Origin of the sequence: Pseudomonas sp. TR47, assembly GCF_044143025.1 — a bacterium.
GTDB lineage: Bacteria > Pseudomonadota > Gammaproteobacteria > Pseudomonadales > Pseudomonadaceae > Aquipseudomonas > Aquipseudomonas putida_E.
The window spans coordinates 35,502-52,192 of sequence record NZ_JBHFCS010000019.1 but is presented as its reverse complement, the minus strand read 5'-3'; the positions used below and the strand labels follow the sequence as shown (position 1 = coordinate 52,192).

Below are 16,691 nucleotides of genomic sequence, written 5' to 3'. Positions count from 1 at the left end.
ATTAAAAGGAAGTTCGCATCATGACCAGCCTTATCGTCGTCGGCACCCTCGCCGTTTTCGTTCTGATCACTGTTTTCAAGGGTGTACGCATCGTACCCCAGGGGGAGGAGTGGATCGTCGAGCGCCTGGGCCGCTACCACAGCACACTCAAGCCCGGCCTGAACATCGTCATCCCGTACATGGATGTGGTCGCCTATCGCCTGCCGACCAAGGACATCATCCTCGATGTGCAGGAGCAGGAAATCATCACTCGCGACAATGCGGTGATCGTCGCCAATGCACTGTGTTTCGCCAAGGTGGTCGACCCACAGAAGGCCTCCTATGGCGTGCAGAATTTCTCGTTTGCCGTCACCAGCCTGACCATGACATCGCTGCGCGCCATCGTCGGCGCCATGGACCTGGACGAAGCGTTGTCCAGCCGCGAGCAGATCAAGGCACGCCTGCGAGAGGCGATGTCCGAACAGACCGAAGACTGGGGCGTGACCGTGCGCTCGGTAGAAATCCAGGACATCAAACCATCGGAAAACATGCAGCTGGCCATGGAACGTCAGGCGGCGGCCGAACGTGAACGTAAAGCCGACGTGACCCGTGCCGAAGGTGCCAAGCAGGCCGCCATTCTCGAGGCCGAAGCCCGCCTGCAGTCGGCCAAGCTCGATGCCGAGGCGCAAATCAACCTTGCCGAGGCTTCGGCAAAGGCGATTTCGCTGGTCAAGGACGCGGTGGGCAACGAGACGGTGCCAGCCATGTACCTGCTGGGTGAGCGCTATGTCGGCGCCATGGAGAACCTGGCCAGCAGCAACAATGCCAAGGTGGTGGTGCTGCCGGCTGATTTGCAAGAGACCGTGCGTGGCTTGATGGGCCGTAACAAGGCTTGATGGCTGCTGTAGCTTCATGGCCGGCTTGCCGGCCATGGGCTGCACAGCAGCTCCATCGACCCGCCTGCGTCACTTCACCGCACCCCATCATTTTTACCTATACTGCGCCGTACAATACCCGCCACGATTCCTGACCGGATCTCTCCATGCCCCCACGTCGGCACATCGCCTGGATAGCCTGCCTCGCAGTGCTGTTCAACCTGCTGGCCATGCCGCTGTCCTCTGCCGCGCCTAAGGGCCCGGCCGAGCAGCTGCTGTGGGGGGCTTTCTGTTCCAGCATGGCAGGCAAGGCCAAGGTCGACGTCCAGGCACTGGCCAAGATCGACCTCGGCACGCAAAACGACGAGCATTCCAACATGCAGCACTGCTGGTGCTGTTCGGGAGCCTCGCCGCTGCTGGCCCTGCCAGGTTATCCGCCACAACTGCACAACCCGCCCACGTTGCTGGCCGCGCATGTTCCACCGCCAGCCGATTACCAAATGACGCCGCGCCAGCTCTGGCCCGCGCTCAATCCCCGCGCCTCTCCCCTGGTCTGAGTTCATCACGCTGTCTGCCTGAACCTGAACAGAACGGAGACTTACACCATGCTCAAGCAAGCTCTCGTAGTGGCCGCACTGCTGCTGCCCGGCGCCTTCGCCAACGCCCATGAATACACTGTGGGCGACCTGCATATCGCCCACCCCTGGTCGCTGCAACTGCCGCCGAACGCGCCCAATGTGGCCGCCTATTTCATCGTGCACAACAACGGTAAGGTCGATGACCGCCTGCTCAGCGTGGACAGCCCCATCACTGCTGACGCACAACTGCACGAACACGTGATGAGTGCCAACGGCGCCATGAAGATGCAGCAGGTGCCCAATGTAGTAGTGCCCGCCGGCAAGGACGTGGTCTTCGCCCCCAGCGCCTATCATGTGATGCTGATGCAGCCCAAGGACCGTAGCCTGCTCAGCGACGGCAAGCGCTTCCCGCTGACCCTGCATTTTGAGAAGGCAGGCGACATCACGGTCGACGTGGCTGTGCAGAGGCAGGCCCCGGCGGACCAGCCGCACGAACACGCACACTGACCCTTCGCTGACTGGCGCTCGCCTTCATGAGCCTGCCATGCAACAGACGCAGCCGTACCACCCGCCCTGAACGCAGGCGCGTCGGTGGCGGCTGGCTGAGCCTGTTCGCCATGTGGATGATCTTTATCGGCCCGCTGATTTCCCAGTCGATGCCGATGGATCATCACGCGGGCATGAGCATGCCGATGGGCATGGCTCTGTCCTCGGAACACGGGCACGCCAGCGACTCGCATCACGGCCACGGCGACGATGGCCAACTGCATGTGATGTGGGAAAAATGCGGCTACTGCAGCCTGCTGTTCAACTGCCCTGCATTACCGCAGACCTTCAGCCCACTCGTTGCCGGGCACGCCCTGCCCGTCACCCTCATCCCTGCGGCAACCCTTCAGGGCCATGCCCGACAGGCCATATTCCCCGGTGCGCGCAGCCGCGCGCCACCGCCTTCGATCAGCGTCTGAATCCCTGCTGCCGCACGGAGCCTGAAGGCTCCGTGCCCACCCATGACTGATCGACTGGAATCACTATGTCCGGCTGCACCCCTGTATTCGCCCCCTCTCTGCGAGGGACATTCGCCGTGTTGTGCGGGTCGCTGCTCGCACCCATGGCCCTGGCCGCCGAACCTGGCCATGAAACGCACGAGCAAGCGCCGCCCGAGCTGAGCCCGACGGTGATCACCGCCATCGCGCCCAGCTCGCCCCTGACGGTCGTCACCAACCCCAAAGACCCGCGCCAGCCCGTGCCGGCCAGCGATGGTGCCGATTACCTCAAGACCATCCCTGGTTTTTCAGCCATCCGCGCCGGTGGCACCAACGGTGACCCGGTGCTGCGCGGCATGTTCGGTTCGCGCCTGAACATCCTCACCAACGGTGGTGTGATGCTCGGTGCCTGCCCCAACCGCATGGACGCACCGACCTCTTACATCGCGCCGGAAACCTATGACCGCCTCACCGTTATCAAAGGCCCGCAAAGCGTGATCTGGGGCCCCGGCGGCTCGGCCGGGACCATCCTTTTCGAACGTGAACCGGAAAAATTCGGCACCCTCGGCAGCCGGATCAACGCCAGCCTGCTGGCCGGCTCCAACGGCCGCTTCGACCAGGTGCTCGACGCCGACGCAGGCAATAGCCAGGCTTATGCGCGCTTCGTCGGCAACCAGTCGCGCTCAGACGACTACCACGACGGCAACGGCGACACCGTGCCTTCGCGCTGGGACAAATGGAACGGCGATGTGACCCTGGGCTGGACGCCCAACCAGGACACCTTGCTCGAACTCACCGCCGGTAAGGGTGACGGCGAGGCCCGCTATGCCGGCCGTGGCATGGACGGCTCGCAGTTCAAGCGCGAAAGCCTGGGCCTGCGCTTTGAAAAGTCCAACCTGGGCGAGGTGCTCGACAAGGTCGAGGCACAGGTCTATTACAACTACGCCGACCACGTGATGGACAACTACAGCCTGCGCACCCCATCGGGCAGCGGCATGATGGGCATGCCCATGGTCAGCAATGTCGACCGCCGCACAATGGGCGCACGCATCAAGGCCACCTGGCGCTGGGCCGACGTGCAACTGATCAGTGGCATCGACGCACAGACCAACGAACATCGCCAGCGTGGCGGCATGGGCGTTGATGCGCACAAGGGCCAGCCCTGGACCAAGGATGCCGACTTCCATAACTATGGGGCCTTTGGTGAACTGACCTGGTACGCCACAGGGGTTGACCGGCTGATCACCGGCGCCCGTCTCGATCGCGCCTCCGCCCGCGACTTCCGGGCTGGCAGCGCTACCGAAGGTGATACCCGCGCCGATACCCTACCCAGCGGTTTCGTACGTTATGAGCACGACCTCGCGGCGGTGCCGGCCACCACTTACATCGGCCTTGGCCATGCCCAGCGTTTCCCCGACTATTGGGAGCTGTTCTCGCCCAAGCTGGCGCCCTCTGGCGCCGCCAACGCCTTCGACGGCATCAAGCCAGAAAAGACCACCCAGCTCGACTTCGGCATCCAGTACCGCGACGAGCGCCTTGAAGCCTGGGCTTCGGGTTATGTCGGGCAGATCCGCGACTACATCCTGTTCGACTACCGTACCGGCATGATGGGCATGAGCACCTCCCAGGCGCAGAACATCGACGCCCGCATCATGGGTGGCGAACTGGGCGCCGCCTACAAGCTGACGGAAACCTGGAAGGCCGATGCGACCCTGGCCTACGCCTGGGGCAAGAACAGCAGTGACGGCAAGGCACTGCCGCAGATGCCACCACTGGAAAGCCGCATGGGCCTGACCTACAGCCGCGACACCTGGAGCGCCGGGGCCTTGTGGCGGCTGGTGGCTGCACAGAACCGCATCGCCGAAAACCAGGGCAATGTGGTCGGCAAGGACTACGAAAAAAGCGCCGGGTTCGGCGTGTTCTCGCTCAATGGGGCCTACAAGGTGAACAACAACCTCAAGCTCAGCGCAGGCGTCGACAACCTGTTCGACAAGGCTTACGCCGAGCACCTGAACCTGGCCGGGAACGCCGGGTTCGGCTACCCGGCTTCCGATCCACAGCCGGTCAACGAACCGGGCAGGACGTTCTGGACCAAGGTCGATTTCAGCTTCTGACAACAACAACGGGCGCAGCCGCTGGTTGCGCCCCTCAGCTGGTCAAACAGGAGGTTCCCATGAGCGGAACACGCGTTTCATTCTACAACCTGGCCTGGCGCTGGCATTTCTATGCGGGGCTGTTCGTCGCCCCGTTCATGATCCTGCTGGCGATTACCGGGATCATCTACCTGTTCAAACCGCAGCTGGACCCACTGCTGTACCGTGACCTGATGGTGGTCGAGGCCAGCCATCACCGCCAGGGCGCCGACGTGATGCTGGCCGAAGTGCGCCAGGCCTACCCCAAAGGCCATGTGGGCCAATATCTGCCACCCATCAATGCCGAGCGCAGCGCGCAGTTCGTGGTGCATGACGGTGGGCGCGAACTGAATGTGTTCGTCAACCCGTATAGCGGCAAGATCCTGGGCGAACAGGATGCCAAGCAGAACCTGCAGGCGGTCGCCCGCGCCCTGCATGGCGAGCTGATGGTCGGTACGCTCGGTGACCGACTGGTGGAACTGGCAGCCGGCTGGGGCATCGTGCTGGTGGTGTCCGGCCTGTACCTGTGGTGGCCGCGCGGGCGCAGCGGCAGTGGCGTGCTGTGGCCACGGCTGTCGGCGCGTGGCCGGCTGCTCTGGCGCGACCTGCACGCGGTCAGCGGCTTCTGGGGCTCGGCCCTGCTGCTGCTGATGCTGCTCAGCGGCATGACCTGGACCGGCCTGTGGGGCAAACAGTACGCCGACCTGTGGAACCGCTTCCCGGCGGCCATGTGGAATGACGTGCCCAAGTCCGATCAACAGGCCGGTGAACTGAACAGCGCCCACCGCCAGACGGTGCCCTGGGCCATGGAAAACACGCCGATGCCGCAGTCCGGTGCGCATGCCGAACATGCCGGGCACCACATGATGTCGAACAGGCCAGCGGCACCTCAGGTGAGCCTGCAGCAGGTACAGGACCTCGCCACCGCGCGCGAGGTGGAACCCGGCTACAGCATCACCGTGCCGACCACTGCCGATGGCGTATTCACCATCGCCGTGTTCGCCGACGACCCGCGCAACGATGCCACCCTGCATGTCGATCAGTACACCGGCAAGGTGCTGGCCGACGTGCGCTGGCAGGACTACAGCCCGGTGGCCCGGGCGACCGAGCTGGGCGTCATGCTGCACGAGGGCAAGATGTTCGGCGTGCTGAACCAGATCATCATTCTGCTGGTGTGCCTGATGATTTTGCTGGGTTCGGTGAGCGGGCTGGTGATGTGGTGGAAACGCCGGCCGGCCGGTGGCCTTGGGGTACCGGCACTGCGCCATGACCTGCCGCGCTGGAAGGCAGCTGTCGGGGTGATGCTGGTACTTGGGGTGATCTTCCCGCTGGTGGGGGTGTCGATGGTGGTGATGTGGGTGGTGGACAGCCTGGTGGTAAGGCGCAGGGTGTTGGCCAGCACTTGAGGCCATTGGGGCTGCTGTGCAGCCCTTTCGCGAAACAAGGCCGCTCAGACGACCGCGTTGGTCTTGTGTAGCGAAAGGGCCGCACAGCAGCCATCTGCTACTGAAAAGTCGAGTCGATCTGTCGCGCCCCGATTTGGGACGCGCGTGTTAGCCTACGCGGCTTTCACAAAAAGACTGACCCTCAATGGAATGCAGCCAATGACCCGGACCTCTTCCCCTCCTGCTCAAGCGCAGCACCTGCAGCGTAACCTGACCAACCGCCACATCCAGCTGATCGCCATCGGAGGTGCCATCGGCACCGGCCTGTTCATGGGCTCGGGCAAGACCATCAGCCTGGCGGGGCCGTCGATCATCTTCGTCTACATGATCATCGGCTTCATGCTGTTCTTCGTCATGCGCGCCATGGGCGAACTGCTGCTGTCGAACCTCAACTACAAGTCGTTCATCGATTTCTCGGCCGACCTGCTCGGCCCCTGGGCCGGCTACTTCACCGGCTGGACCTACTGGTTCTGCTGGGTGGTCACCGGCATTGCCGACGTGGTCGCCATTGCCGCCTACACGCAGTTCTGGTTCCCGGACCTGCCACAGTGGATACCCGCCCTGACCTGCGTTGCAGTACTGCTGTCGCTTAACCTGGTTACCGTGAAGATGTTCGGCGAGATGGAGTTCTGGTTCGCCCTGATCAAGATCGTCGCCATCCTCGGCCTGGTCGCCACCGGCCTGTACATGGTCATCACCGGTTTCGAGTCGCCGAGCGGGCGCACCGCGCAGCTGGCCAACCTGTGGAACGACGGCGGCATGTTCCCCAACGGCCTGATGGGCTTTTTCGCCGGCTTCCAGATTGCCGTGTTCGCCTTCGTCGGCATCGAGCTGGTCGGCACCACCGCCGCCGAAGCCAAGAACCCTGAACGCACCCTGCCAAGGGCGATCAACTCGATCCCGATCCGTATCATCGTGTTCTACGTGCTGGCACTGATCGCGATCATGGCTGTGACCCCATGGCGCGATGTGGTGCCGGGCAAGAGCCCGTTCGTCGAGCTGTTCGTGCTGGCCGGCCTGCCAGCGGCGGCGAGCATCATCAACTTCGTGGTGCTGACCTCGGCGGCCTCGTCGGCCAACAGCGGCGTGTTTTCCACCAGCCGCATGCTCTTCGGCCTGGCCCAGGAAGGCGACGCACCGCGCGCATTCGAAAAACTGTCGAGCCGCGCCGTACCGGCCAACGGCCTGTACTTCTCGTGCACCTGCCTGCTGCTTGGCGCGGTGCTGATCTACATGGTGCCGAACGTGATCGAAGCATTCACCCTGGTCACCACGGTTTCGGCAGTGCTGTTCATGTTTGTCTGGACGCTGATCCTGCTGTCGTACCTGAAGTACCGCAAAACCCGTGCGGCGCTGCACCAGGCATCGACCTACAAGATGCCGGGCGGGCGCTTCATGTGCTACGTGTGCCTGGCGTTCTTCGCCTTTATCCTGGTGCTGCTGAGCCTGGAAGCGGACACCCGCTCTGCGCTGATCGTCACGCCGATCTGGTTCGTGTTGCTGGCCGTCACCTACCAGGGTGTGCGTAGCAAGCGCCATCCGCGGACAGCTGTACGCAACAGCTGATGCACTCCGGGGCTGCCTTGCAGCCCCAATCCTGTGCACACAAACATCTCAGGCACCAACCTGGACCTTGCAAACGCCCCAACACCTCGCACAGCCCTTCTATTACGCACCTTTTGCCGTTCGGCACACCCCTTGCAACAGCCCCCTCCGCTTGGCCAACACAAAAAAACTAAGCGGAGAGAGCACATGAAGCGTCGCAGTCTGATCAAGGCCTTTACCCTCAGCGCATCGATTGCGGCGATGGGCCTTAGCTGGAGCATCCAGGCCGCCGAGACCATCAAGGTCGGCATCCTGCATTCGCTGTCCGGGACCATGGCGATTTCCGAAACATCGCTCAAGGACATGGCGCTGATGACCATCGACGAGATCAACGCCAAGGGCGGGGTCAACGGCAAGATGCTCGAACCGGTGGTGGTCGACCCTGCATCCAACTGGCCACTGTTCGCCGAAAAGAGCCGCCAGTTGCTGACCCAGGACAAGGTCGCGGTGGTGTTCGGCTGCTGGACCTCGGTGTCACGCAAGTCGGTGCTGCCCGTGTTCGAAGAGCTCAACGGCTTGCTGTTCTACCCGGTGCAGTACGAAGGTGAAGAGATGTCGCCGAACGTCTTCTACACCGGCGCCGCGCCCAACCAGCAAGCGATCCCGGCCGTGGAATACCTGATGAGCGAAGACGGCGGCAGCGCCAAGCGTTTCTTCCTGCTCGGCACCGACTACGTCTACCCGCGCACCACCAACAAGATCCTGCGCGCCTTCCTGCACAGCAAAGGCGTGGCCGACAAGGATATCGAAGAGGTCTACACGCCGTTCGGCCACGCCGATTACCAGACCATTGTCGCCAACATCAAGAAGTTCTCGGCAGGCGGCAAAACCGCCGTTATCTCCACCGTCAACGGCGACTCCAACGTACCGTTCTACAAGGAGCTGGCCAACCAGGGCCTGAAAGCCACCGACGTACCGGTGGTGGCGTTCTCGGTGGGTGAAGAGGAACTGCGCGGCATCGACACCAAGCCGCTGGTAGGCCACCTCGCCGCCTGGAACTACTTCGAATCGGTGGATAACCCGGTCAACCAGAAGTTCGTCGCCGACTGGAAGGCCTACGCCAAAGCCAAGAACCTGCCGGGTGCCGACAAGGCCGTGACCAACGACCCGATGGAAGCCACTTACGTGGGCATCCACATGTGGGCGCAAGCGGCGGAAAAAGCCAAGTCCACCGATGTCGACAAGGTACGCGAAGCCCTGGGTGGGCAAACCTTCAAGGCACCGTCCGGCTTCACCCTGACCATGGACAAGACCAACCACCACCTGCACAAGCCGGTGATGATCGGCGAAATCCAGGATGACGGGCAGTTCAGCGTGGTCTGGGAAACCGAACAGCCGCTGCGCGCGCAGCCGTGGAGCCCGTTCATTCCGGGCAACGACAAGCGCCCTGACTATGCAGTGAAAGGCAACTGAGTGCACTGGGGCTGCGCTGCAGCCCCTTCGTTGGCAAGCCAGCTTCCACAGGGCCCTGAGAACAGCACCACCCTGTGGGAGCCGGCTTGCCGGCGATGAATCCACCGCCGATTTCCAGGATTGCCCGCATGCTCAGACTCCTCCTCACCCTGCTGCTCCTGCTGCCCCTGGCAACCCAGGCCAGCGAGGGCGAATTCTTCCTCACCGCCAAGCCCGCCGAGCAGGCTCGCCTGCTCGAAGGCTGGGCGGCGCAACCCGAAGCCGCGCGCCTGCCGCTGCTGGAAAACCTGCGCCAGGGCCGCATCGCAGCCGATGACACCCGCAAGGTGCGCCTTAACAACCGCCTGCGCGGCCTGATCGATAACGCCCTGGCCAGCCACCAGTTGCTCAGCGACAACAGCGACACTCGCCTGACCGCCGCCCAGCAACTGCAAAAAAGTGCACAACCGGCGCAAATGGCATTCCTCGACCGGCGCTTTGCCAGCGAACCCGACACTACCGTGCACGCAGCGCTTGGCCTGGCACTGGCCAACCTGCAACTGGGCGCCAGCGAGCCAGCCGTGCGCCTGGCGGCGGTACGCCTGCTCGGCGAAACCGGCGACCCGCTGGCCCGCACCCGCCTGGAGGCCTTGCTGCAACCCGATGTGGAAACCGACGCAGGCGTGCGCACTGCCGCTGAAACAAGCCTGGCGCAGGTCAAGCGCAAGCTGCTGTTCGGTGAGCTGCTCGGCCAGGCTTTCAGCGGCCTGTCGCTGGGTTCGATCCTGCTGCTGGCGGCCCTTGGCCTGGCGATCACCTTCGGGCTGCTGGGCGTGATCAACATGGCCCACGGTGAGATGCTCATGCTCGGTGCTTACAGCACCTACATGGTCCAGGTGCTGCTGCAGCGCTACGCGCCAGGCGCAATCGAGTTCTACCCGCTGATTGCCCTGCCAGTGGCCTTCGCCGTCAGCGCCGGGGTGGGCATGGCCCTGGAGCGCACGGTGATCCGCCACCTCTACGGCCGCCCGCTGGAAACCCTGCTGGCGACCTGGGGCATCAGCCTGATGCTGATCCAGGCCATCCGCCTGCTGTTCGGCGCGCAGAACGTCGAGGTCAGCAACCCGGCCTGGCTGTCTGGTGGCATCCAACTGCTGCCCAACCTGGTGCTGCCCTACAACCGCCTGGTGATCATTGCCTTCGCCCTGGCGGTGGTACTGCTGACCTGGCTGCTGCTCAACCGCACGCGGCTGGGCCTGAACGTACGTGCGGTCACCCAGAATCGCAACATGGCTGCCTGCTGTGGTGTGTCCACCGGGCGGGTGGACATGCTCGCCTTCGGCCTGGGCTCGGGCATCGCCGGGCTTGGTGGTGTAGCGCTGAGCCAGGTCGGCAACGTCGGCCCGGACCTTGGCCAGAGCTACATCATCGACTCGTTCCTGGTAGTGGTGCTCGGCGGTGTCGGGCAACTGGCCGGTAGCCTCTGGTCCGCCTTCGGCCTAGGGATAGCCAACAAGCTGCTGGAGCCGCAAATCGGCGCGGTGCTTGGCAAGATCCTCATCCTTGCGTTGATCATTCTGTTCATCCAGAAGCGCCCGCAAGGCCTGTTCGCCCTCAAGGGACGGGTAATCGACTGATGAACCAGCCACTGCTTGTCACCGCTTCGCAAAAAGCCGGGCCGCGCCTGTCGCTGGCCATCGGTACCGTCGTCGTCCTGCTGCTGGTGGCCATGGCGCTGCTGTCGTTGCTGCCGCCCGACCATGCCTTGCAGGTCTCGGCCTACACACTCACCCTGGTCGGCAAGATCCTCTGCTACGCCATCGTCGCTCTGGCCCTGGACCTGGTCTGGGGCTACGCAGGGCTGCTGTCGCTCGGCCACGGGCTGTTCTTCGCCCTCGGTGGTTACGCCATGGGCATGTACCTGATGCGCCAGGCCGCCGGTGACGGCCTGCCGGGGTTCATGACATTCCTGTCGTGGAGCGAACTGCCGTGGTACTGGGCCGGTACCCAGCACTTTGCCTGGGCCCTGTGCCTGGTGGTGCTGGCACCTGGCCTGCTGGCACTGGTGTTTGGCTTCTTCGCCTTCCGCTCGCGGATCAAAGGCGTGTATTTCTCGATCATGACCCAGGCCCTGACCTTCGCCGGCATGCTGCTGTTCTTCCGCAACGAGACAGGGTTTGGCGGCAACAACGGTTTCACCAGTTTCCGCACGATTCTGGGCTTCGACATTGCCTCCCAAGGCACCCGCGCCGTGCTGTTCCTGCTGACCGTAGGTTTGCTGCTGGCAAGCCTGTACCTGTGCTGGCGCCTGACCCAGAGCAAGTTCGGCCGCCTGCTCACCGCCGTACGCGATGCAGAAAACCGCATGATGTTCTGTGGCTATGACCCACGGGGCTTCAAGCTGCTGGTGTGGGTATTGAGCGCCGTGCTGTGCGGCCTGGCAGGTGCGCTGTATGTGCCACAGGTGGGCATCATCAACCCCAGCGAGATGTCGCCGACCAACTCCATCGAGGCTGCTGTCTGGGTAGCCTTGGGCGGGCGCGGCACACTGATCGGCCCGCTGCTGGGCGCGGGCCTGGTCAACGGCATGAAAAGCTGGTTCACCGTGGCCTTCCCCGAGTTCTGGCTGTTCTTCCTCGGCGCATTGTTCATCCTCGTCACCCTCTACCTGCCCAAGGGCGTGGTCGGCCTGTTGAAGAAAAGGAGCCAGCCATGAAAGGCGTGCCCCCAGTGCATCCGGAATTCATGCTCGAACCGGTATTCGACAACCTTGGCAGCGGCCGTGACGCCATCGGCCTGGGCAGCCGCCGTGAAGCGGGGCTGGATACCCGTCACGGCACGGTGCTGAGCCTGGAAGGCATCAGCGTCAGCTTCGATGGTTTCAAGGCACTCAATGCCCTGAACCTGTACATCGGTGTGGGGGAGTTGCGCTGCATCATCGGCCCCAACGGTGCCGGCAAGACCACCATGATGGACGTGATTACCGGCAAGACGCGCCCCGACACCGGCAGTGCCTTCTTCGGCGATACCCTGGACCTGACCCGCATGAGCGAATACCAGATCGCCCAGGCCGGCATTGGCCGCAAGTTCCAGAAGCCCACGGTGTTCGAAGCACTGACCGTGTTCGAGAACCTTGAGCTGGCACTGAAAACCGATAAGTCAGTCTGGGCCTGCCTGACGGCACGCTTGAGCGGTGAGCAACAGCAACGCATCGAAGAAGTGCTGACCACCTTGCGCCTGCTACCCCTGGCCCAGCGCCAGGCAGGCCTGCTGTCACATGGGCAGAAACAGTTCCTCGAGATCGGCATGTTGCTGGTACAGGAGCCGCAACTGCTACTGCTCGACGAGCCGGTGGCCGGCATGACCGATGCCGAAACCGAGTTCACCGCTGAGCTGTTCAAAGGCCTGGCCGGCAAGCATTCGCTGATGGTGGTGGAGCACGACATGGGGTTTGTCGGCAGCATTGCCGACCATGTGACCGTGCTGCACCAGGGCAGCGTACTGGCAGAGGGATCGCTGGAGCAGGTGCAAGCGGATGAGCGGGTGGTCGAGGTTTATCTAGGGCGCTGACGCGCCTCAAGTGGCATGCCTCAAGCCGCAAGCAGTAGCCGTGCGCTCCCTCTTGCCGCTTGAAGCTTGAAGCTTGTAGCTGACAAGAACGAGGAATTGAAAGTGCTTGAAGTCAGTGAATTGCACCAGTACTACGGCGGTAGCCACATCCTGCGCGGCCTGTCCTTCGAAGCCAAGGTCGGTGAAGTCACCTGCCTGCTCGGGCGCAACGGCGTGGGCAAGACCACCCTGCTGCGCTGCCTGATGGGCCTGGTGCCGCCACGCGAAGGCCGCGTCGAATGGGAAGGCAAGCCGATCACCACGCTCAAGCCACAGCAACGGGTACACGCAGGCATCGCCTATGTGCCCCAGGGGCGTGAGATATTCGCGCGGCTCAGCGTCGAGGAAAACCTGCTGATGGGCCTGTCGCGCTTCCCGGCGCGCGAGGCCCGTGAGGTGCCTGCGTTCATCTACGAACTGTTCCCGGTGCTGGAACAGATGAAGCAACGCCGCGGCGGTGACCTGTCCGGCGGCCAGCAGCAACAGCTGGCCATCGGCCGCGCCCTGGCCAGCCGGCCACGCCTGCTGATTCTCGACGAACCCACTGAAGGCATTCAGCCATCGGTCATCAAGGAGATCGGTGCGGTCATCCGCCGCCTGGCAGAGCGTGGCGACATGGCCATCCTGCTGGTGGAGCAGTTCTATGACTTTGCCGAGGAGCTGGCCGACCAGTATCTGGTCATGGCCCGTGGCGAAATCATCCAGCGCGGGCGCGGTGAAAACATGCAGGCCGAAGGTGTGCGTGGGCTGGTAACCATTTAATCTGCAGCCCTAGACCTTGTGAGACGCAGCAATGAGCCACGAAATTCGCGATGCCCTGCCCGCCGACGTGCCGGGCATCCTCGACATCTATAACGACGCGGTGCGCAACACCACGGCGATCTGGAACGATACGCCGGTGGACCTGGGCAACCGAGAGGCCTGGTTCGAGGCACGGGCACAACAGGGCTATCCGATTCTGGTGGCAGTGGATCACAGCGGTGTGCTGGGCTATGCGTCTTTTGGCGATTGGCGGCCGTTCGAGGGTTTTCGCAATACCGTGGAGCATTCGGTGTATATCCGTGGCGATCAGCGCGGCAAGGGCCTGGGGCCGCAATTGATGGCAGCACTGATCGCGCGCGCGCGGGGGTGTGGCAAGCATGTGATGGTCGCGGCCATCGAGAGTGGCAATGCCGCGTCGGTACGCCTGCATGAGCGTCTGGGCTTCGTGGTGACCGGGCAGATGCCCCAGGTGGGGGTGAAGTTCGGGCGCTGGCAGGATTTGACTTTCATGCAGCTGGTGCTCGACCCGGGGGCAGAGCCAGCCTGAGTTTTTTGCTGATTGCAGTGGCCCCATCGCCAGCAAGCCGACGCTGGGGCCACTGCAGTCGACATCACATCTGGGTAAACCTGCCCAGCCGCTGTTTCAGCATGCTGTTCTCACTGCGCAACTGCTGCACTTCCTGCAACAGCTCCAGCGCCAGCGCCACCCCTTCCCACTCCAGTTCCAGCTCCTGGTGCAGCTTTGCCGCACGCCTGGCCAGCAGCGGCGCCTGATCATCGAACAACCATTCCTCCGGCGTTCGCCCCGAAGGTTCAACGATGCCGTGCTCGACGATCTCGACCACGTAGTCGGCCGTGATATCGGCCTCCTGGCAAAGCGTGCGCATGTCCAGTTGAACGATCAGGGTGCTGCTCATGATCACTTACTCCATTGTGTCCTCGGATTGAACGCCGCCTTCTCGGAAAGCTGGGTCCACAATTGGCGGGTAGAGGCGTCGGATGCCGGCGGCATGACTACCTTGAGCTGGGCGTAGAGGTTGCCGCGCTCACCCTGCTTGTTCGCCAGGCCTTTGCCAGGCACACGCAGGCGCTGGCCGCTCTGGCTGTCGGGGCGGATGGTCAGGTTGATCTTGCCGTCCAGGGTCGGCACCGCCACCTTGGTGCCCAATGCGGCCTCCCACGGTGCCAGTGGCACAGTGATGATCAGGTCCTGGCCCTCGACATCGAACAGCGGGTGCGGTGCCATGCGGATGGTCAGGAACAGGTCGCCGTTGGCACCACCAGCGCTGCCCGGTGCACCTTGGCCCTTGAGGCGGATGCGCTCACCGTCGCTCACGCCGGCTGGGATCTTCACATTCAGGGTCTTGGTGGTGAACCCGGTACGCTGGCCGGCGGCGTTGGTCTGCGGCACCTGGAAGCTGATCTGCTTGGACTCCTTGCTCAGGGTTTCCTCAAGGAAGATCGCCAATTCCAGTTCCACATCCTGCCCTCGCCTGCCGGCACTGCGTTGTTGCCGAGCGCCGCCAAAGGGGTTGGGGCCCCGTGCGCCGAAGATCGAGCTGAAGAAGTCGGAGAAATCACCACCCTCGAAACCACCGCCCGCACCGCCACGGTTCTCCCAGCCCGGTGGGGCCTGGAATGGCCGACCATGCTGGCCGCCGTACTTGCGGATCTCGTCGAACTCGGCGCGTTTCTGGGCGTCGCCAAGTACCTCGTAGGCCTCATTGGCCTCCTTGAATTTCTCCTCGGCGTCGCGCTCCTTGCTGACGTCAGGGTGATACTTGCGCGCCAGCTTGCGGTACGCGGCCTTGATCGCCTTCTCGTCCGCCGTGGGCTCTACGCCGAGTATCTTGTAGTAGTCTTTGAAGTCCATCTATGGATCACCAATGTGAATTTTCGTGTTGCATCTGAAGATAAGGGTCAAGCATAGCCTTTCAAGGTGCGCTTGGCTTTGCTTCAAGGCAGACGACCGGTCTTGATTCTCTGGCCAAGTGGCATAAACTGCGCGGCCGTTTTGCCTCCGGAAGCCCTTTTCCCATGTCTGACGTATCCCCGGCCCGTGCCCTTGGCATCGACTTCGGCACCTCCAACTCCACGGTCGGCTGGCACCGCCCCGGGGTCGAGTCGCTGATAGCCCTGGAAGACGGCAAGATCACCCTGCCCTCGGTGGTTTTCTTCAATATCGAAGAGCGCCGCCCTGTGTATGGCCGGCTGGCACTGCACGAGTACCTGGAAGGCTACGAAGGCCGCCTGATGCGCTCGCTCAAGAGCCTGCTGGGCTCCAAGCTGATCAAGCACGACACCAGCGTGCTGGGCAGCGCCTTGCCATTCAAGGACCTGCTGGGCATGTTCATCGGCGAACTGAAAAAGCGTGCCGAAACCGCCGCCGACCGCAGCTTCGATCAGGTGGTACTGGGCCGCCCGGTGTTTTTCGTCGACGAAGACCCGGCCGCCGACCAGGAGGCCGAAGATACCCTGGCCGACGTGGCCCGCAAGATCGGCTTCAAGGACGTGTCGTTCCAGTACGAACCGATTGCCGCCGCGTTCGACTACGAGTCAGGTATCAGCCGTGAAGAGCTGGTACTGATCGTGGATATCGGCGGGGGTACCTCGGACTTTACCCTGATACGCCTGTCACCCGAGCGTCACCAGGTGGCCGAGCGCCAGAGCGACATCCTCGCCACTGGCGGCGTGCACATCGGCGGTACCGACTTCGACAAGCAGTTGAGCCTGCAGGGCGTGATGCCGCTGTTCGGTTACGGCAGCCGGATGAAGAGCGGTGCGCTGATGCCTACCAGCTACCACCTCAACCTGGCCACCTGGCACACCATCAACGCCCTGTACTCGCAGAAGTCGCAACTGGCGTTGGGCAGCATGCGCTATGACATCGAGGACACCCTGGGCATCGACCGTCTGTTCAAGCTGATCGAGCAACGGGCCGGGCACTGGCTGGCGATGGAGGTCGAGGCCAGCAAGATTGAGCTGACCGACCACGAAAGCCGCCGTATCGACCTCGGCCGCGTGGAGCGCGAATTGGGCGTGGACCTTACCCGTGCGGTGTTCGAAGGCGCGATCGAAGGGCTGCTGGAGCGGGTGCGTGGCAGCGTCACCGAGCTGCTGACCAAGGCCGGTGTAAGCGAAGGTCAGGTGGACACGGTGTTCTTCACCGGTGGTTCCAGCGGCATTCCGGCGCTGCGTAACAGTGTGGCGGCGATGCTGCCGAACGCGCGGCATGTGGAAGGCAACATCTTCGGCAGCATCGGCAGCGGGCTGGCGATCGAAGCACGCAAGCGTTACGGGTGAGCTGCAAGCTGCAAGCTATAAGCCGATT

The 16,691-nt window shown here is 63.2% G+C and carries 16 protein-coding genes; 14 read left to right on the top strand and 2 right to left on the bottom strand.

What is annotated here, in order from left to right:
- The first annotated feature begins 20 nt into the window (after positions 1-20).
- The 13 genes from ACEWE8_RS19015 to ACEWE8_RS18955 all read left to right on the top strand — a co-directional run bounded on the left by ACEWE8_RS19015 (position 21) and on the right by ACEWE8_RS18955 (position 13,907).
- Positions 21-875 carry an SPFH domain-containing protein gene (locus ACEWE8_RS19015; protein WP_012316425.1) on the top strand — a complete coding sequence of 285 codons (855 nt, stop codon included), beginning with the start codon at positions 21-23 and terminating at the stop codon, positions 873-875.
- 146 nt (positions 876-1,021) lie between these two features.
- Positions 1,022-1,411, top strand: a complete 390-nt coding sequence (locus ACEWE8_RS19010; RefSeq protein WP_046787833.1) for a DUF2946 domain-containing protein — start codon at positions 1,022-1,024, stop codon at positions 1,409-1,411.
- Between the two features lie 48 nt (positions 1,412-1,459).
- The gene (locus ACEWE8_RS19005; protein ID WP_046787832.1) at positions 1,460-1,939 is read left to right on the top strand and encodes a copper chaperone PCu(A)C; all 480 of its coding nucleotides are present in this window, start codon (positions 1,460-1,462) and stop codon (positions 1,937-1,939) included.
- A 26-nt stretch (positions 1,940-1,965) separates the two neighbouring features.
- The gene (locus tag ACEWE8_RS19000) at positions 1,966-2,397 is read left to right on the top strand and encodes a DUF2946 domain-containing protein (protein WP_046787831.1); all 432 of its coding nucleotides are present in this window, start codon (positions 1,966-1,968) and stop codon (positions 2,395-2,397) included.
- A gap of 65 nt (positions 2,398-2,462) precedes the next feature.
- On the top strand, positions 2,463-4,529 hold the full coding sequence (locus ACEWE8_RS18995) for a TonB-dependent copper receptor (RefSeq protein WP_367903864.1): 2,067 nt from the start codon (positions 2,463-2,465) through the stop codon (positions 4,527-4,529).
- Positions 4,530-4,588: 59 nt separating this feature from the next.
- Entirely contained in the window at positions 4,589-5,953 is a 1,365-nt protein-coding gene (locus tag ACEWE8_RS18990; protein ID WP_046787829.1) for a PepSY domain-containing protein, read from the top strand.
- Between the two features lie 198 nt (positions 5,954-6,151).
- A complete protein-coding gene (cycA, locus tag ACEWE8_RS18985) occupies positions 6,152-7,558 on the top strand; it encodes a D-serine/D-alanine/glycine transporter (protein ID WP_012316431.1) in 1,407 nt (468 codons plus the stop codon).
- A 186-nt stretch (positions 7,559-7,744) separates the two neighbouring features.
- Positions 7,745-9,010: an urea ABC transporter substrate-binding protein gene (gene urtA / locus ACEWE8_RS18980; RefSeq protein ID WP_012316432.1), complete on the top strand. Its 1,266-nt coding sequence runs from the start codon at positions 7,745-7,747 to the stop codon at positions 9,008-9,010.
- 95 nt (positions 9,011-9,105) lie between these two features.
- On the top strand, positions 9,106-10,626 hold the full coding sequence (gene urtB, locus ACEWE8_RS18975; protein WP_395589345.1) for an urea ABC transporter permease subunit UrtB: 1,521 nt from the start codon (positions 9,106-9,108) through the stop codon (positions 10,624-10,626).
- Positions 10,626-11,705 carry an urea ABC transporter permease subunit UrtC gene (gene urtC, locus ACEWE8_RS18970; protein WP_046787827.1) on the top strand — a complete coding sequence of 360 codons (1,080 nt, stop codon included), beginning with the start codon at positions 10,626-10,628 and terminating at the stop codon, positions 11,703-11,705. Before urtB ends, urtC begins: the two co-directional genes overlap by 1 nt.
- Entirely contained in the window at positions 11,702-12,559 is an 858-nt protein-coding gene (gene urtD / locus ACEWE8_RS18965; protein WP_069974045.1) for an urea ABC transporter ATP-binding protein UrtD, read from the top strand. The genes urtC and urtD overlap by 4 nt, the downstream gene beginning before the upstream one ends.
- A gap of 102 nt (positions 12,560-12,661) precedes the next feature.
- A complete protein-coding gene (gene urtE / locus ACEWE8_RS18960; RefSeq protein ID WP_046787876.1) occupies positions 12,662-13,360 on the top strand; it encodes an urea ABC transporter ATP-binding subunit UrtE in 699 nt (232 codons plus the stop codon).
- Between the two features lie 31 nt (positions 13,361-13,391).
- Positions 13,392-13,907, top strand: coding sequence for a GNAT family N-acetyltransferase (locus ACEWE8_RS18955; RefSeq protein ID WP_046787826.1), 516 nt, complete (start codon positions 13,392-13,394; stop codon positions 13,905-13,907).
- 64 nt (positions 13,908-13,971) lie between these two features.
- On the opposite strand, the gene ACEWE8_RS18950 is transcribed toward ACEWE8_RS18955, so the two are convergent.
- The gene (locus ACEWE8_RS18950) at positions 13,972-14,277 is read right to left on the bottom strand and encodes a chaperone modulator CbpM (protein ID WP_012316438.1); all 306 of its coding nucleotides are present in this window, start codon (positions 14,275-14,277) and stop codon (positions 13,972-13,974) included.
- A 2-nt stretch (positions 14,278-14,279) separates the two neighbouring features.
- A complete protein-coding gene (cbpA, locus tag ACEWE8_RS18945; RefSeq protein WP_046787825.1) occupies positions 14,280-15,233 on the bottom strand; it encodes a curved DNA-binding protein in 954 nt (317 codons plus the stop codon).
- 164 nt (positions 15,234-15,397) lie between these two features.
- On the opposite strand from cbpA, the gene ACEWE8_RS18940 reads away from it, so the two are divergent.
- Positions 15,398-16,663 (top strand): Hsp70 family protein, encoded by a 1,266-nt coding sequence (locus ACEWE8_RS18940; protein WP_046787824.1) that lies wholly within the window; start codon positions 15,398-15,400, stop codon positions 16,661-16,663.
- Positions 16,664-16,691 lie beyond the last annotated feature (28 nt).

What these genes read in the sequence shown, in the direction of transcription:
- ACEWE8_RS19015 (WP_012316425.1), top strand. Translation starts at nt 21, where the DNA reads ATGACCAGCCTTATCGTCGTCGGCACCCTCGCCGTTTTCGTTCTGATC.
- ACEWE8_RS19010 (WP_046787833.1), top strand. Translation starts at nt 1,022, where the DNA reads ATGCCCCCACGTCGGCACATCGCCTGGATAGCCTGCCTCGCAGTGCTG.
- ACEWE8_RS19005 (WP_046787832.1), top strand. Translation starts at nt 1,460, where the DNA reads ATGCTCAAGCAAGCTCTCGTAGTGGCCGCACTGCTGCTGCCCGGCGCC.
- ACEWE8_RS19000 (WP_046787831.1), top strand. Translation starts at nt 1,966, where the DNA reads ATGAGCCTGCCATGCAACAGACGCAGCCGTACCACCCGCCCTGAACGC.
- ACEWE8_RS18995 (WP_367903864.1), top strand. Translation starts at nt 2,463, where the DNA reads ATGTCCGGCTGCACCCCTGTATTCGCCCCCTCTCTGCGAGGGACATTC.
- ACEWE8_RS18990 (WP_046787829.1), top strand. Translation starts at nt 4,589, where the DNA reads ATGAGCGGAACACGCGTTTCATTCTACAACCTGGCCTGGCGCTGGCAT.
- cycA (WP_012316431.1), top strand. Translation starts at nt 6,152, where the DNA reads ATGACCCGGACCTCTTCCCCTCCTGCTCAAGCGCAGCACCTGCAGCGT.
- urtA (WP_012316432.1), top strand. Translation starts at nt 7,745, where the DNA reads ATGAAGCGTCGCAGTCTGATCAAGGCCTTTACCCTCAGCGCATCGATT.
- urtB (WP_395589345.1), top strand. Translation starts at nt 9,106, where the DNA reads ATGAATCCACCGCCGATTTCCAGGATTGCCCGCATGCTCAGACTCCTC.
- urtC (WP_046787827.1), top strand. Translation starts at nt 10,626, where the DNA reads ATGAACCAGCCACTGCTTGTCACCGCTTCGCAAAAAGCCGGGCCGCGC.
- urtD (WP_069974045.1), top strand. Translation starts at nt 11,702, where the DNA reads ATGAAAGGCGTGCCCCCAGTGCATCCGGAATTCATGCTCGAACCGGTA.
- ACEWE8_RS18955 (WP_046787826.1), top strand. Translation starts at nt 13,392, where the DNA reads ATGAGCCACGAAATTCGCGATGCCCTGCCCGCCGACGTGCCGGGCATC.
- ACEWE8_RS18950 (WP_012316438.1), bottom strand. Translation starts at nt 14,277, where the DNA reads ATGAGCAGCACCCTGATCGTTCAACTGGACATGCGCACGCTTTGCCAG.
- cbpA (WP_046787825.1), bottom strand. Translation starts at nt 15,233, where the DNA reads ATGGACTTCAAAGACTACTACAAGATACTCGGCGTAGAGCCCACGGCG.
- ACEWE8_RS18940 (WP_046787824.1), top strand. Translation starts at nt 15,398, where the DNA reads ATGTCTGACGTATCCCCGGCCCGTGCCCTTGGCATCGACTTCGGCACC.